Raw genomic sequence first — 15,448 nt, 5'->3', positions numbered from 1 at the left:
AAGGTCTGTGCGATTTCTTACAAATTCGTAAGACGGGAGCAAAACGCTTCGTCCTTCTGCAGGGGATTGCTGGCGGCATCGATGTGGATGCATCGCAAGCAATGAGGACCTTATGCGAAACCTGCTTCTCTCCGCCGCGCTGATCGCGGTGCCGGTCGCGTCATTTTCAATGGTCGAAATGGCCATGAGTACGGGAGCGCCGGGCGCTTCCGCGCCGCAAGCTGCAAGCCTCGGCGATATGAGCCCTTACGAGACGATCGTGAGCGATACCCAGACGCTTGCCAAGAAAGGCGAGTTCACCGCCGCAGAGAAACGCATCACTGATCTGGAGACCCTTTGGGACAAGAACGCGGCCAAGCTGCGCAAGGCCGATCCTTCGGCCTGGGGCGTGATCGACGGGGCGGCGGACAAGGCTTTCGCCGCCCTGCGAACGAAGTCGCCGGACGCGAAGAGCGTGATGCAGAGCCTTGACGGGCTGCAGACGGCGCTTGCCGATCCGGTGCCCTCGGAAGTCGGGGCCGTGCAGAAAGTCGCGGGCATCGCGGTGACCGACAAGACCGGCCACGCGCTGCCCTGCGAGGCGATGATCGGGCAAGTGCGAGATACGCTCGGCGGCAAAACCGCGCCGCAAGCGGTCTCCGATCTTCAGGCGAAAGCGCTAGAGCGCTGCAACGCGGATGACGACACCCGCGCCGATGCCTTCTCGGCGCAGGCGCTGGCAATGCTGAACAACTGAGGCGCATCATGAGTTACCAACAGACTTTCATCTACCCCGACGAAGAGTTGACCAATCCGGTCAGCCGCGTTCCCGAGGTCACGCCGGGCTTCTGGCTCATCAAACTGATGGCGGTGACGATGGGCGAGACGGCAGCCGACTTTCTGGCTGTCAATCTGGGCCTCGGCCTGACCGCGACGACAATCCTGATGACCGCGATCCTCGCCCTCGTGATCCGCTGGCAATTCGCGCAGCGCCGCTACGTGCCTGCGGTCTACTGGTCGGCTGTGGTGCTGATCTCGATCGTGGGGACGCTGATCACCGACAACATGACCGACAATCTCGGGATTCCGCTGATCGACTCGACGATCGGGTTCACGATCCTGCTGGGCGCGACTTTCGCGGCGTGGTTCGCCTCCGAGCGCACGCTTTCGATCCACGAGGTCTACACGGCCCGGCGCGAAGGGTTCTACTGGCTCGCGATCCTGTTCACCTTCGCGCTCGGTACGGCGGTGGGCGATCTGATCTCGGAGCAGTTCGGCATCGGCTATCTCGCGACCGGCATCCTCTTCGGGCTGATCATCGCGTCGCTCGCTTCGGGATATGCCGCGCTCAAGCTCGACGGGCTCTGGGCGTTCTGGCTGTGCTATATCTTCACCCGCCCGCTGGGCGCGTCCTTCGGCGATCTTCTCTCGCAACCCACCGAGTATGGCGGGCTTGGCTTCGGCACCATTCCCACCAGCCTCGGTTTCCTTGCCGTCATCGCGATCACCGTCGCCGCGATGACTGTGAAACGCAGGCGCGTCTGACTCCCTTTCCAGATCGTACGCCGCGTGGCCCTCCGTCCCGACCGTCCGGGGCGGAGGGTTTTTCGTTCCGGCCAAGCCAGAAACCCGGCTTCTCACGGATTTGTAAGAAACGGGCGAATTCGATCCGGATCGCGGCGGGCAAGCTCCTTTCAACATCAAAAGGAGGTGCTCAGAGATGCAAACAGACACACCAGCCGTCAGCACGCGGGGGCTTACCCTGCGCTATGGCGATTTTACCGCGCTCCAGCCGCTCGACCTCGACATCGGCCGTGGCGAGATCTTCGGATTTCTCGGCCATAACGGTGCGGGCAAGACGACGACAATCCGGCTTTTGACGACGCTCATGGAGCCCAGCGGCGGCACGGCGAGCGTCGCCGGGTGCGACCTCGCGCATAACCGCATCGCGCTGCGCCGCGCCATCGGCTACCTGCCCGAGAACGTCCGCCTCTACGATACGCTCACCACGCGCGAGAACCTGCGCTTCTTTGCGGCTCTCTCGCGGATCGAGGACGCCCGCGACCGCGTCGAGGAGGTGATGGAGTTCCTCGGCATCACGGACCTCGCCGACCGCCGGATCGCGACCTTCTCCAAGGGGATGCGCCAGCGGGTCGGGCTCGCGCAGGCCATCGTCCACCGTCCGCAGGTCCTGTTCCTCGACGAGCCGACCTCGGGGCTCGATCCGATGGGGGTACGCCAACTGCGCGAGGTGCTCGAGCGGTTGAACGGGCAGGGCATGACGATCTTCATGAACACCCACCTGCTGAGCGAGGTGGCGCGGTCCTGTTCCTCCATCGGCGTCCTTTCGCACGGCCAGCTGGTCTTCCACGACACGATCGAGACGGTAAACGCGCGCTACGGCTCGGAGGAGGCACTCGAGGAGCTTTACCTCTCGGTGGTGCCGGATCGCGAGGTCGCGGCATGACACCCTCCACGATCTTACGCCGCCACGCGCTCGCCGCGCTTGCGCGCGAGCGGACGATCGCGCTGGTGGCCGCTTTGTTCGCCGCGCTGGTGCTGGTCTCGGCCTATCTGGGCTGGTCCGCGACCTCGACGGTCGACGCGATCTATGCCAGCGCCACGCATTGGTTCGAAGCCAATGGCAAGCCGGTGCCGCCGAACCCGGTCACGCAGGGTTCGCCGCTGGCGCTGCTGCGCAATCTCACGATCTATATCAGCCTGATCGGCGCCTTCTCGGCCATCGTGATCGGCTACCGCATGGTCGAGACCGACCGCCGGGCCGGGGTGCTGCCGCTGATCGGTGCACGTCCGCTGGAGCGGCTCGATTACGCGCGGGGCAAGGTCTCGGCACTCGCCCTGGCCGTCGGCGGTCTCGCGGCGCTTGCGGGTGTGGTGGGGGCTGCGACCCTCGCCATCCTGCCTTCGGTGCATCTCGGCCCCGGGGATTGGGCGCGGCTCGCTGCGTTCTTCTCTCTGGGCTGGCTCTACATGATGATCTTCGGGCTGATCGCGATCGGCGCTTCGGCGCGGGCGCGCAGCGAAACCGTGGGGCTGATGGTTCCGACGGTCGTGTGGCTGGTGCTGACCTTCGTCTGGCCTGCGCTGACCGGGAACATCCTGCCCACCGCTGCGATCAACCCGATCTCGGCGCTCGCACCCGCGCCGCAATCCGCGATCTTCGACCTCTCCGCGATGCTGCTCGGGCCGTTCTCTCTGGCTGAAGCCTACAAGTATCTCGGCGCGGAGCTGATGGGCTATCTGCCCGGCGGCCTGCCGCCGCGCGGCCCCGTTCCCCCGCTGGTCGTGATGATGCTCTTCGCAGCGGGCTCCGGCCTCTATGCGCTGCGCGGCTGCCTCAAGCTCGACATGACGAAGGGAGGCCCCAATGCCTGATCTGTCCGCTATTCCCACCATCGCGCTCAAGGACGCGCGGATCGCGCTGCGCGACCGTTTCCTGCTCGCCGCGACCCTGGCGCTCGTCGCCGCCGCGCTGATCTCGCTGATCACCGGGACGGTCGCGATGCGCACCGATGTCGCCACCTACATGGCCGCGAAACAGCAGCTTCTGGCGCTTGGAAAAAGCCTCGGTTCGATCGCGGCCCCCGAATTCTACCCGCTCAAGCTGATGCGCGGCACGATCGAGCAGATCGAGATCATGGGCGCTGTGATCGCCCTGATCGCGGGCTACCGCGCCGCCGTCGAAGAGCGCGGGCGCCAGACGCTGGCGCTGATCCTGACGCGCCCGCTTTCAAACTGGCAGTTCCTCGCCGCGAAGCTGCTGGGCGGGGCGGGGCTGATGGCGACCGCGCTGGCCTTCGTCTTCGCGCTTTGCGCCGTGGTGCTCGCGCTTGGATCGGGCATCGGCATCGGGGCGAATGACCTGATGCGCCTCGCGATCACCTGGGGGGCCTCGACGCTCTATCTCAGCGCGATCTTCGCGGTGGGCTTCGGCCTCAGTCTCTGGCTCAAAAGCCCTGCGAGCGGGCTGCTCTACGCCTTCGCGCTGTGGCTGCTGGTGGTGCTCGTCGCGCCGCAAATCGGCGACACGATGGACCCCGACAATCAGGTCGCGGGCGGTGTCTTTGCGCAGCTTTCGATCCCGAAGGCCGAGCAGACCAAGATCAAGCAGGGCTTCGCTACCTACGAGACCATCCGCAACGGGATCGAGGTCTCGTCCGTGACCAAGCATTACGAGCGCTTCACCTTCGCGGTGCTCGGAATCAAGGACATCTACACCGGTAAAGTGCTCGGGCCGATCTGGGCCGACAAGAAGGGCGATGCCTGGTTCCTCATTCTCTTCACCCTCGGCCTCGGCGGGCTCGTCCTGCTGCGTCCGATCCGTGCCGATCGTCTGACCAAGGAGACCTGACGATGAACAAGACCCTTTCCACCCTCACCGTGCTGCTGATGCTCGCCGCTGGCGGCGCCCAAGCCGCGCAGACCGATACCGACAAGGATGGTGTGCCCGATATGGCAGAGCCGCTGCTGCACACCGATCCGCAGAACCCCGACACCGACGGCGACGGGCAGAACGATCTGGCCGACAAGGACCCGGTGGTGGCGCAAAGCCCGATCCAGCCCGGGGGCACTGCGGCGTCGTTCCATATCGGAGAACTGCTGGTCGAGAACAATGTCGACCCCGCGACCCATACGGACGCGCCCGATCACCTCGAGATTCAGCTGGTCAATGACAGCGCCAAACCGCTGAAGGGCTTCACCCTCTTCTACACGATCACCGATGCCGATAGCGGCGCGAAGGAGGCCTATATCCTGCACCCCGACGTGACCGTTCCCGCCAATGGCTCGGCCCGCATCCATGTCGATGACAGCGGCAAGCCGGGGCATCTGCGCGCGAACCCGAACTCGATCTACACCACCGCGCAATCCGCGAAACAGGTCGAGGTGAGCCTGCAGCTTCCGGGCTCTGCCGCGGTGACGCAGGGCGTCAAGAAAGACGCAGGCGGCGCCGAACAGGCGGATTGATCCCGACACGATCGGATCGCGGCCCCGCTTCGCGGGGTCGCAGAGGGAGGCAGAGGCAATGAAACTCCGTAAAATCGCGCAGATCGTAGGCACCGTATTGCTCGGCACGCTCGCGGCGCTGGTGCTCTATTTCGGGTATCTTCAGGTGACTGGAAATTTCCACACCGTGGTGGCTGGCGAGTTCTATCGGTCGAACCAGCCAACGGCCGAGCGGCTGAAATCCTACAAGAAAAAGGACGGCATCCGGTCGGTTCTCAACCTGCGCGGAGCTCATCCGGGACAGGCGTGGTATGACGAAGAGAAGGCCGCGGCGCAGCGGCTGGGGCTGACGCTGATCGACTTTAAAATGTCCGATCACGAGGTCCTGAGCCCCGCGCGCATCGCCGCGTTAGAAGCCGCCATGGCCGACGCGCCGAAACCCTTGCTGGTCCACTGCAAAGCCGGCGCAGATCGCACAGGATTGGCCGCGGCCCTTTATCTTGCGCATCAGAAAAAGCGCTCGCCGTCCGAGGCAGGCTGGCAGTTGTCGCTGCTTTACGGCCATATCGCTTTGCCCCGGCTTTCCAGAGCTTGGCCGATGGACGAGACATGGATCGCGGCGAACGGTTGACGAATGTTCAACGTCTTGGTCGCAGGTCTTATGATGGTGGGAAAGTCTCGTTTTTCTCGTGAGCGGACTTTCGAGAGACGCGCAGCGAAGGGCGGCTCTCCGCCCAGGCCACCGAGCGGGTAGCGGTCGGCCCTAAGCTGACATCTGTTTTTGTGAGAACGCTGCGTGAGAACGGCGGAGCAATAGTCGGCCACGGTAGCGGCGGGATGCTCCGGCCGCGGGCGGCGTAGAAGCCGTCCACTTTTGCCACTTTCTGGCGACACGGAGGGTGCGAGGATTTTCACCGTGGACTTGTTTCGCAAGGTTCGACTTGCCTGCGCCGAGGAGATCGTCAAGCTTGCCACCGCAAGCCTGCCGGTTCGGTAATCGAGGAGGAGCCGATGTCGGAGACAATGGAAGAGGGGCGTGCCAAGCCCCGGCCCGCCGATGACGTGGCGCGCGAGGTCGATCTGCCGTGGTGCCAGCCCAAGCCCGGCCACGAGGATGTCCGCGCCCCCGATCTGATCCGCGAGATCATGGCGCATCCGAACTACCTGCAGGCCGATGAGGATGTCGATTTCCTCAACCGCGACGAGATGCGCGGCCCGCGCCTGCAGCTCGATTACCAGAAGGCCGAGACGCTACTGCGCGAACAGGGCATCGCCCATTCCATCGTGGTCTTCGGCGGCACCCGCATCCCCGAACCGGAAGCCGCGCGCGAGAAGCTGGCCGATATGGAGGCCCGCAGCGCGGCCGATCCGAGCAATGACGATCTGACCCGCCGCGTCGAGATCGCCAGGCGCATCGTCGCGAAAAGTCGCTATTACGAGGTCGCCCGCGCTTTCGGCCGGATCGTGGGCGCGCGCGAGGGCGCGCATGGCAACCGGCTGGTGATCGTCACGGGGGGCGGGCCAGGGATGATGGAGGCCGCCAATCGCGGTGCGCATGATGCGGGTGCGCGCACGGTGGGGCTCAATATCACGCTCCCGCACGAGCAATTCCCCAACCCCTATATCACGCCGGGCCTGTGCTTCCGCTTCCGCTATTTCGCCCTGCGCAAGCTGCATTTCCTGATGCGCGCGCGGGCGCTGGTGGTGTTCCCGGGCGGCTATGGCACGCTCGATGAGTTGTTCGAGACGCTCACGCTGATCCAGACCCGCAAAATCCGCCCGTTGCCGGTGATCCTTGTCGGGCGCGACTATTGGAGCCGGGTCTTCGATCCGGATTTCCTTGTTGAGGAAGGGGTGATCGACCCCGAGGACCGCGACCTGTTCTGGTATGCCGAAACCGCCGACGAGATCTGGGAGGATATCGGGCGTTGGTATGCGCAGTTCGGTCGCAATATCGACGAACCAATGGGAGGAGAGGATGAAGATTTCATTTCACGGTGCCGCGCATGAGGTGACGGGGTCCTGCCATCTCGTCGAATGCGCGGGGCGCAAGATCCTGATCGATTGCGGCATGTTCCAGGGGCGCTCGGAACTGACCGAGGACAATGCCGCGAAATTCGGCTTCGAGCCCTCCGAGATCGACATGGTGCTGCTGACCCATGCCCATCTCGATCACTGCGGGCGGCTGCCGCTTCTGGTCAAGCGTGGCTTCAAGGGCGAGATCATCACGACCTCGGCCACGCGCGATCTGGCGCGGCTGGTGATGCTCGACGCGGCCCATCTGCAAGAGGAAGAGGCGCGCCATCATCACCGCCATGGGCGGCGCGGCGGGTCGCGTGAGGCGCTTTACGACACGATGGACGCGCTCGACGCGGTCGATCGGTTCGGGCGCAACGCCACCTATCGCAAGACGCTTTCGCTATTCGACGGGATCGAGGCGACTTTCTTCGACGCGGGTCATATCCTCGGCTCGGCTTCGATCCGGCTTGACCTGACCGAGTATGGCCGCACCCGAAAGGTTCTGTTCTCGGGCGATCTGGGCCCCGACAATCGCCCGCTTCTCAACGATGCCGACCCGCCAGAGGATGCAGATGTCGTGGTTATGGAAACCACTTATGGCGAGCGCGACCATCGCGGGCTCGAGGCCTCAATCTCGGAATTTCTCGCCGCGATCCGCGCGACCACGGGGCGGGGCGGCAATGTCATCATTCCGACCTTCGCGCTGGAGCGCGCGCAGGAGCTGCTGTGGTTCCTGCGCGAGGGGATGGCCTCGGACGAGATCGAGAAATCGCTGCTGGTGTTCCTCGACTCCCCGATGGCAATCTCCGCGACCCGGATCTTCGCGCGCCATGACGAGGCGCTGCGCCCGGAACTGGCCGAGATCATTCGCAAGGGGCGCGACCCGTTCCAGCTGCCCGAGCTGCATTTCACCCGCGAGACGCAGGACTCGATCGCACTCAACGAGATCCGCTCGGGCGCGGTCATCATGGCGGGCTCGGGGATGTGCACGGGCGGGCGGGTGCGCCATCACCTGCGCCACCACCTCGCGCGGAGCGAAAGTGCAGTGATCTTCGTGGGCTATGCCGCCGAAGGGACGCTCGCGCGGATCATCGTGGACGGGGCGAAACATGTTAAGCTTTTCGGCGAGGAGATCCCGGTGCGTGCGCAGATCCACACGATCAACGGCTTCTCCGCCCATGCCGACCAGAGCGATCTGAAACGCTGGCTGGCCCGCACCCGCCACCCGCAGAAGATCTTCCTCGTGCATGGCGAGAAAAAATCGATGGAGGCCTTCGCGAAAGGGCTCGACCCGGCGAAGGTCGTGATGCCCGAGCTGCACCAGAGCTTCGAGCTCTAGCCGCGCTTCACAGCCCCGGCAGGTCGATCGCGACGGCCGCGTGATCGCTTGCATGGGGGCGGTGGCGGCCGACGCCGGGCAGGTGCTCGCCTTGATAGCGGGAGGCCTCGGTGCCCAAGCCCTTGTGCAGGATACGCGGCGCCGCATCGGGGTAACGCGCGGCGAGCGCGGGCGAGGCGAGCAGCACATCGGGGCAATGGTAGCGCCCCGAATGCGGATCGTAATAGGTCCAGCGCTCGGGCCGCGGCATCCGCGCCATCAGATCCACGCTGAACCCGTGTTCAAGCGGCGCGGTCGCGCGGGGTAGGGGTAGCTCGGGGTCGTCGGGCTCGTTCAGATCGCCAAGGATCAGCCAGAGCGCTTCGGCCGGAACGTCGAAGTGCCGCTCGATCAGCGCCCGTGTCGCCAGCGCCTCAAGGCGCCGGGTGCGCCAGGCGGCGGCCTCGTCGGGGTAGGGCGATTTGAAATGCGTGATGAACATCGTCAGCGCGCCCACTTCGACCATCAGGCAATCGCGCCGGAAGACCGGCATCTCGGGATCGACGCCCTCGGGCAACTCCAGCCCCAGATCGCCCGGCCTCAGCGCGGCATGGCTGCGCACCGCTCTCAGCGCGCGGCGCGACAGCACCGCCAAATCTAGCCCGCGCCCGTCATTGCCCGGCAGGCAGACCCGCTCGGGGTAAGGCCGTGTGCCGGTGGGCAGCAGGTAGCGCGCGTGAAAGTGCTCCAGCGTCGCGAGGTCGAACACCTCCTGCAGCGCGACCAGATCGGCGTCGATCCCGGCGAGCAGTTCCGCCGTCAGCCGCCGGTCGATCGGATCGAGGCGCGGGTCCTCGGGGTCGTCGCTGTCCCAAGCCCCATGCAGCCGCCCCAGCTCCCGGTTCGGCAGCAGGCGCATGTTCTGGGTATTGAGGCTCGCGATCCGCATCTCGGCGTCAGCATCGCATGGGCGGGGCGGTTTGGAACAGCGCGAATGCGTCCTTCGATCCTCCCCCAACCAAGGGATCCGCCGTTATGTTTAGGAAAACGGAGGATCAGAATGGCTGCGAGGCGACACAAGTCGGAAGAGAGTGTCACGGTGTGAGGGGACCGTGGCCCCAGTGGGGCCGCGCACGCCCCGATCACGCGGCAAGTTGAGGTGCTTGACCGCGTCGCAGCCAGAAGAACGAGATGTCGCTGAACAGCAGAAAACCGACATTCGGCAGAAGCGCAGCGAATGTCAGCTTTCCGTCCTTCCCTTCAGGTGCTGCGAACGGCCCAAAGTGGCCGTTAATAATTCCTGCGGCAGAAGACCGATTGCTGCACGGTGAAAATGTTACCCTGAAATTTTCGATCTGCCGCGAAGACTCTGTCTGGTCGTCGGTGCGGTCTCGTGCGACTGCCGCTCGCGACCGCCTGAGCCTCAGAAGCGGGTGCCCCAATACGGGTGAAGATCGTCGACCACCAGCGGATGGCGATGCGTGCGTTGGCCCTGAAGATGCGGATGATCAGGCGAAAGGTTGTCGTGGCTATGTTCCAGCGTGACCGGATCGCCGGAGGGCCAGACTCGCAGCGCCACGATCAGGCCGAACGTCGCCACCCCTGCGAGCCCGAGAAGCGCAGTGACCGCGCCAAACTCAGTCATCAGCCAGCCGGAGAGTGGATAGGCTATCAGCCAGCAGGCATGGCTCAGGGCAAATTGCGCGGCGAAGAGGGCCGGTCGATCCTCCGAATGCGAGGACCGTCGCAGCAAGCGACCCGACGGTGTCAGCACTGCCGAATACCCCAAGCCCGTCGTCAGCCATGCCGCGAGCAGCATAGGCCAGCTGAGCCCGACCGCCGAGATCGCCACGGCAAGGCCGAGCAGGGCGCCGATCATCACTCCTGCGCCGGACAGCATCACAGGGCGATCCGCCACACGATCAAGGAGGCGCGGCAGGCCGAGCGCCGCCAGCATCGACCCCGCCCCAAAGGCGAACATCGTCCAGGCCAGATCGCTGTCCGAGAGGTTGAGCCCGCCGCGCACCAGCACGACCGAATTCACCAGCACCATCGCGCCTGCAGCCGCCGCGGCGAGGTTCACCGCCAGAAGTCCCCGCAGTCGGGGGGTCGCGAGGTAAATCCGGATACCGCGCGTGGTCCGGTCGTAAATGCCGCGCCGGGTTGCCATCTGCGGATTGGGTAGGATCACCGACACCACAAGCATGGCCGAGCCCGCAAACCCCGCGACCGTGCCGAGAAACAGGCTGTTATAGCTCATCACCGCGAGCAGCAGCGCCGCGAGCGTGGGACTGACGATATTCTCAAGGTCATAGGCCAGTCGGGACAGGGAAAGCGCGCGGGTGTAGCGCTCTTCTTCCGGCAGCACATCCGGCAGCGTCGCCTGAAATGTCGGGGTGAAGGCGGCGGAGGCCGATTGCAGCACGAAGATCAGCACATAGACTTGCCAGACCTCGGTTACGAAAGGCAGCGCCAGTGCTGCGCAGGCCCGGACGAGGTCGAGCGTAACGAGCAGCGCCCGCCGGTTCACCCGGTCGGCGAAGGCGCCTGCCACCGGCGCGATGCCGACATAGGCGACCATCTTGATCGTGAAGACCGTGCCCAGCACCATCCCCGCATTGTCCCCCGCCAGATCATAGGCCAGCAGCCCGAGCGCCACCGTGGCGAGCCCGGTGCCGAGGAGCGCTACGATCTGCGCGGCGAAGAGATGGCGATAGGTTCTGTCTGCGAGGATGGCGAGCATGGGCTCATGAATAGCTTGAAATGGCCTTGCGGTCCAAGCGACCCATCTCGGTCTTAGGGTCGCGGCCCTCACCCAAGTGGTCATGGGACCGGGCCAGCTTGGCGCTCGGGAGATCGCGCCCGACGGCTCTCGAATGTTCCCCGAGTCTGATCTCCGAGCGCAGCCCGATCATTCTTCGAGCGCTTTTCGGCGGGCCTGATATTCCTCGGGATCGATTTCTCCCTTCGCAAGGCGTTCCTTGAGAATGTCGAGGGCGGTGCTCTGGCTCCGTCCCGGTCCGCGCTCCATCAACCAGCGTACGGCAAGCACGGCGAGGACGATGAGCACGCCCCAGAACACAACCATCATGCCGACACCGAAGAAGCCGTAGCCTTCGCCCCACATCATCGGATGCCCGTAATAGCCCTCTGCGTAGCCGCCCGGAGCATCGGCGAAAGCGACTGCCGGGGCGAGGGGTGCGAGACATGCAGTGAAAAGAGAAAGTTTGGTCATAGTCGCCTCCACGCGTTTGTTTTGGCGTCGATACACCTTTGATGAGTGCCGGACATTGAGCCAGATCAACGGCGCGCTCCGAAGGACGCCACAGCGTAGGAAAATCATTGGCTGAAGGCGAGTTGCCGGTAGGCCGCCTCGGCCATCGGCCAGAGCGCGGTGCCGCTCAAAGGTGCGGACAGGGCGAAGCCGTAGCCCCGATCAACCCAGATCAGACTCGCCACTCCATCCGCCCCTTCGGTCAGGCGAAACGCGGTCTCTCCGGTGGACAGCGCCGTGACATAGAGCGTCAGCCGCGCCCCCGCTTGGGTTTCATACATCAGCTGCGCGGCGGGGCCTTGATCGGCGGGCAGCAGGCGCCCGCCCACGAGGCTGTAGCCCTGCGCCGAGAGGTCCGGGGCGACGAGCTTGCGGTCGAGCCGCTTCGTCAGCCAGGCCATCAGGTGATCGCGCTCCCGTGCGGCGACTTCGACCGGATGGACGACCTCCACCGTGTAGACCGCATGGGCGACCTGTGCCTCGCGGGCGAGTTCTCTCAGTGGGGCGGTCGGTGGGGCGCTCCCATCCTGACGAGCCAGCCCCCAACCGGCGCCAAGCCCTGCGGCAAAGAGCGCAAAAGCGGCCGCCATCCGTGTCCAGCCCGGTCGGGTCGGCGGGGCGACACGCAGCCGCGCCGGGACAGGCGCAGCGTGGATCGGGGAGAGGGCCGCGCGCAGGGCGTCGCGATCGGCGCGCATCGCGGAGAGCCGCTGCGCCAGCGCGGGGTCCGCCGCGAGCTTCGACTGCACCCGGGCGCGGGCCTCGGGCGGGAGCCGATCATCGAGATAGGCGTGCAGCTCCGCCTCGTTCAGCATGTTGGTTTCCGCATGGGGATCTGTCATTTGAGCCTCCGCAGATGGAGACGGCGCGGGCGGTCGGGGCGGTCATGGCCGGTCATCTCGCGCAGCGCCTCTCGGCCTCGGGCAAGACGTGACATCACCGTGCCCTTGGGCAGACCGAGGATCCGGGCGACTGCCTCATAGCTGAAATCCTCGACACCGACCAAAAGCAATACCTCCTGCTGCTCGATCGGGAGGCGCGCCAGGGCCCCCAGCACATCGCCGAGAAACACGACCGTCTCGGCATCGGCCGTCGTCCCGGCGAGATCGTCGGGATCGACGGCGCCCGCCTCGGGGCGCCGCGCGCGATGACGATGCGCGTCGTGGTAGAGGTTGCGCAAAATGCGAAACAACCAGGCCCGCAGCTTGTCCTCCGAGCGCAGCAGGTGCCAGCGCGTCAGCGCCCGCGCGAGGCAGTCCTGCACCAGATCATCCGCCGCATCGCGCTCGCGGGTCAGCGCGAAGGCGAAGCGGCGCAGCGCGGGGATCTGCGCCTCGATCAGATGGCGGGTGCGAAGGGTCACATGGGCGGGCCTTGTTCGACCGGGCGGCCTCGATGGGACGCCGCCCGGAGATTGCGTCAGGGCTGGGCGACCTTCCAGGCGCCATTGGCGACGCCATCGCCGGTCACGTCGCCCGGTTTCATGTCGTTCTTCCAAGTATACAGCGGTTGGCCCTTATATGCCCATTGCTTCGTGCCGTCGTCGCGGGTGATTACGCTCCAGTCGCCCATCGCCTGATCTTCGGCGGTGGCCATCAGCGGCGGCCAGTTGGTGGCGCAAGGACCGTTGCAAGCGGACATGCCCTCGCTGTCCTTCGCGAAAGTGTAGAGCGTCATGCCCGCGGAATCGACCAGCGTTGGCCCCTTGGCGGTGTCGGTGACACTGGCGGGATCGGCTTGCGCAATGCTCGCGGCCAGCAAAACGGCAGTGGTTAGCAGAAATCGTTTCATCTTCCTCTCCTCTCGGAATTGGGTCCTGTAGGGAAGAAGACGACCCCGGCGCGGGAATAATCCCGGCCGGGGCAAAAAAATTTGAATTGTAAGGAGGGGCCTCAGGCCAGACGGGCCTGCAGGCTGCGGCTCTGCCAGCGCAGGATACCTGCGACCGTTGCCCAGTAGACGATCCAGCCGCCCAGCGTCGCGGCGTCCGGCGCGGCGCGATAGCCGGTCAGCGCCGAGATCAGCCCGCCAATACGGCCGCCGTCATCGAGCACCGCGCTCATATCCCAGAGCGGCGCGCCGAAGGGCAGGATACCTGCCGAGACGAGATCATCCACACCGGTGGTGAAAAGCGCCGCGCCCAGAAGCAGCAGCATGACCTCGGACACCCGGAAGAAGCCGCGCCACGGCATGAAACGCGCCCCGGCCCGCAGCGCCGCATAGCTTGCCCCAGCGGCTGCCACGCCCACGGCGATCGAGGCCAGAACCCCCGCCATCTCGCTCTGCTTCGCAGCCGCGAGCGAGCCGTAGAGGAAGACCACCGTTTCCGAGCCTTCGCGCGCCACCGCCGCCATCGCGAGGATGAAGACCGCCCACCAGCTTTGGCGTATCGCGGCAGCTTTCAGCCCGGCCTCGAGGTCGCGTTTCAGCGTGCGGCCATGGCCGCGCATCCAGACCACCATCTGCACGATCAGCCCGGCCGCAACGAAGACCATCACCGTCATCAGGTCCTGCCGGACATCTGCCGACAAAAGCTTCGAGAAGCCCAACAGCGTTAGTGCGAAGGTTAGCGCCAGCGCGAGGCCCGTCAGCACGCCCCCCCAAAGGAAGCGCGCCGCCCGACGTCCGGCGCCTTCATGCGCGAGCCAGCCCGCGAGAATGCCGATGACGAGCAGCGCCTCGACGCTCTCGCGCCACAGGATGAAGATGATCTGTCCGTCCATGACATTCTCCTGCGGGTGGAAGATGGATTACTTGACGACGATCGTGCCCTTGGCGGTGTCGAGATCCTCATGGAATTCCTCGACGAAGGGGTAGTTGCCAGCAGGTAGCGCCGGAAGGTCGATCGTCTCGGTCTGGCCCGGCGCGATGATCTTCTCGATACGCAGGCGCTTGCTTTCGAACTCGGCGGCTGTCTTGCCGGTATTGGAAACGGTGAGCGTCACCCCGGTGTCTGCTGGCAGGTCGATCGTTTGCGGAGCGATGACCCCGTCTGTCAGGGTGATCGTGGGAACGGCCTCATCTGCCACGGCAAGGGCCGGCGCACAGGCCAGCACGATGAACGCGGGAATGATGCGTGAAATACGGGTCATGATGTTCCTGCTTGTCTGTTCGTCCGTCGAATAACCGACAAAAACACTTGGGTCAATAATTCCCGATAAAAATGCTAAGCTGTTTCGCCCGCAAATAGGCGCTCGACGCTGAACGGGCCGAGTCTGACCTTCCTGACTTCCAAAGAGCCATGGCAAACCGCGGATCGATGACCGGCGGGTCGTGAGCGGAATAATCTTCATCAATCGTAATGGCTTGCGTTGGTCCGATGCGCCGCCAGAGTATGGTCCACAGAAGACCCTCTAAAACCGATGGAAGCGCTGGAGGTGAGTGGCTGAACGCCACTGGTCCGAGAGAAGCCAAAGCCACGAACGGGGTATTTTCGCCCGGATGATGGAGGGGCTTGCTTCCGAGGCCGCCGACCGGAAGACAGTGATGATCGATGTGAGCAAGCGAACGCCATGCGTTCGAGTGAGCCTGCGCAAGTATCTCAAGGCGCACCGCACGGCTTCGAGCCTGCGGTTGAATAAGGGGGGCGTGGCCGGCTGATTGGGCGGAGTTCGAAGATCAGAAAACGATCCGGGGGATCGTTTTCCGGAGAACAGGTGGCATGAACACCAAGTTGCATGCCGTCATGGACGCGAACGGCCGCCCGATCAAGTTCTTCATGACAGCCGGCCAGGTCAGCGACTACACCGGTGCGGCGGCCCTGCTGAGCAAGCCTGCCCGAGGCCGAATGGCTGTTGGCCGATCGGGGCTATGACGCCGACTGGTATCGTGAAGGCTTGCCGGACAAGGGCATCAAGCCCTTCATCCCGGGCCGGAAGTCCCGAGGCAAGCCC

At 65.0% G+C, this 15,448-nt stretch carries 17 protein-coding genes and 1 pseudogene; 10 read left to right on the top strand and 8 right to left on the bottom strand.

Annotated elements, in window-relative coordinates:
- The first annotated feature begins 112 nt into the window (after positions 1 to 112).
- The 9 genes from ACZ7GB_RS00090 (at position 113) to ACZ7GB_RS00050 (ending at position 8,302) form a co-directional block, all read left to right on the top strand.
- On the top strand, positions 113 to 736 hold the full coding sequence (locus tag ACZ7GB_RS00090) for a hypothetical protein (RefSeq protein ID WP_472157048.1): 624 nt from the start codon (positions 113 to 115) through the stop codon (positions 734 to 736).
- 8 nt (positions 737 to 744) lie between these two features.
- Positions 745 to 1,524, top strand: coding sequence for a COG4705 family protein (locus tag ACZ7GB_RS00085; protein WP_078570485.1), 780 nt, complete (start codon positions 745 to 747; stop codon positions 1,522 to 1,524).
- A gap of 175 nt (positions 1,525 to 1,699) precedes the next feature.
- Positions 1,700 to 2,446 carry an ABC transporter ATP-binding protein gene (locus ACZ7GB_RS00080; protein WP_472157046.1) on the top strand — a complete coding sequence of 249 codons (747 nt, stop codon included), beginning with the start codon at positions 1,700 to 1,702 and terminating at the stop codon, positions 2,444 to 2,446.
- Positions 2,443 to 3,375 (top strand): ABC transporter permease, encoded by a 933-nt coding sequence (locus tag ACZ7GB_RS00075; RefSeq protein ID WP_472157044.1) that lies wholly within the window; start codon positions 2,443 to 2,445, stop codon positions 3,373 to 3,375. Before ACZ7GB_RS00080 ends, ACZ7GB_RS00075 begins: the two co-directional genes overlap by 4 nt.
- On the top strand, positions 3,368 to 4,351 hold the full coding sequence (locus tag ACZ7GB_RS00070) for an ABC transporter permease (RefSeq protein ID WP_472157042.1): 984 nt from the start codon (positions 3,368 to 3,370) through the stop codon (positions 4,349 to 4,351). The genes ACZ7GB_RS00075 and ACZ7GB_RS00070 overlap by 8 nt, the downstream gene beginning before the upstream one ends.
- 2 nt (positions 4,352 to 4,353) lie before the next feature.
- A complete protein-coding gene (locus ACZ7GB_RS00065) occupies positions 4,354 to 4,965 on the top strand; it encodes a hypothetical protein (protein WP_472157040.1) in 612 nt (203 codons plus the stop codon).
- A gap of 58 nt (positions 4,966 to 5,023) precedes the next feature.
- Positions 5,024 to 5,575 (top strand): fused DSP-PTPase phosphatase/NAD kinase-like protein, encoded by a 552-nt coding sequence (locus ACZ7GB_RS00060; RefSeq protein WP_472157038.1) that lies wholly within the window; start codon positions 5,024 to 5,026, stop codon positions 5,573 to 5,575.
- A gap of 380 nt (positions 5,576 to 5,955) precedes the next feature.
- Positions 5,956 to 6,954 (top strand): LOG family protein, encoded by a 999-nt coding sequence (locus tag ACZ7GB_RS00055; protein WP_472157036.1) that lies wholly within the window; start codon positions 5,956 to 5,958, stop codon positions 6,952 to 6,954.
- A complete protein-coding gene (locus tag ACZ7GB_RS00050; protein WP_472157034.1) occupies positions 6,923 to 8,302 on the top strand; it encodes an MBL fold metallo-hydrolase RNA specificity domain-containing protein in 1,380 nt (459 codons plus the stop codon). The genes ACZ7GB_RS00055 and ACZ7GB_RS00050 overlap by 32 nt, the downstream gene beginning before the upstream one ends.
- Positions 8,303 to 8,309: 7 nt before the next feature.
- On the opposite strand, the gene ACZ7GB_RS00045 is transcribed toward ACZ7GB_RS00050, so the two are convergent.
- The 8 genes from ACZ7GB_RS00045 to ACZ7GB_RS00010 form a co-directional block, all read right to left on the bottom strand.
- Complete coding sequence (locus tag ACZ7GB_RS00045) at positions 8,310 to 9,230, bottom strand: endonuclease/exonuclease/phosphatase family protein (RefSeq protein ID WP_472157032.1); 921 nt, start codon at positions 9,228 to 9,230, stop codon at positions 8,310 to 8,312.
- 474 nt (positions 9,231 to 9,704) lie between these two features.
- The gene (locus ACZ7GB_RS00040) at positions 9,705 to 11,024 is read right to left on the bottom strand and encodes an MFS transporter (RefSeq protein ID WP_472157030.1); all 1,320 of its coding nucleotides are present in this window, start codon (positions 11,022 to 11,024) and stop codon (positions 9,705 to 9,707) included.
- A 168-nt stretch (positions 11,025 to 11,192) separates the two neighbouring features.
- Positions 11,193 to 11,516: an SHOCT domain-containing protein gene (locus ACZ7GB_RS00035; protein ID WP_078519137.1), complete on the bottom strand. Its 324-nt coding sequence runs from the start codon at positions 11,514 to 11,516 to the stop codon at positions 11,193 to 11,195.
- A 104-nt stretch (positions 11,517 to 11,620) separates the two neighbouring features.
- Positions 11,621 to 12,397 (bottom strand): anti-sigma factor family protein, encoded by a 777-nt coding sequence (locus ACZ7GB_RS00030; RefSeq protein WP_472157028.1) that lies wholly within the window; start codon positions 12,395 to 12,397, stop codon positions 11,621 to 11,623.
- On the bottom strand, positions 12,394 to 12,918 hold the full coding sequence (locus tag ACZ7GB_RS00025; RefSeq protein ID WP_472157026.1) for an RNA polymerase sigma factor: 525 nt from the start codon (positions 12,916 to 12,918) through the stop codon (positions 12,394 to 12,396). Before ACZ7GB_RS00025 ends, ACZ7GB_RS00030 begins: the two co-directional genes overlap by 4 nt.
- 56 nt (positions 12,919 to 12,974) lie before the next feature.
- The gene (locus ACZ7GB_RS00020) at positions 12,975 to 13,346 is read right to left on the bottom strand and encodes a COG4315 family predicted lipoprotein (protein ID WP_078547140.1); all 372 of its coding nucleotides are present in this window, start codon (positions 13,344 to 13,346) and stop codon (positions 12,975 to 12,977) included.
- Positions 13,347 to 13,447: 101 nt separating this feature from the next.
- Positions 13,448 to 14,278, bottom strand: a complete 831-nt coding sequence (locus tag ACZ7GB_RS00015) for an FTR1 family iron permease (RefSeq protein ID WP_078547142.1) — start codon at positions 14,276 to 14,278, stop codon at positions 13,448 to 13,450.
- A 27-nt stretch (positions 14,279 to 14,305) separates the two neighbouring features.
- Entirely contained in the window at positions 14,306 to 14,647 is a 342-nt protein-coding gene (locus tag ACZ7GB_RS00010) for a cupredoxin domain-containing protein (protein WP_078547144.1), read from the bottom strand.
- Positions 14,648 to 14,786: 139 nt separating this feature from the next.
- Between ACZ7GB_RS00010 and ACZ7GB_RS00005 the strand changes: the two are divergent.
- Positions 14,787 to 15,448: pseudogene (locus ACZ7GB_RS00005) on the top strand (IS5 family transposase); the annotation flags it as partial.

It is taken from the genome of Thioclava sp. PTB-PU3-1 (assembly GCF_055666785.1).
This window is presented reverse-complemented; position numbering and strand designations above follow the sequence as displayed.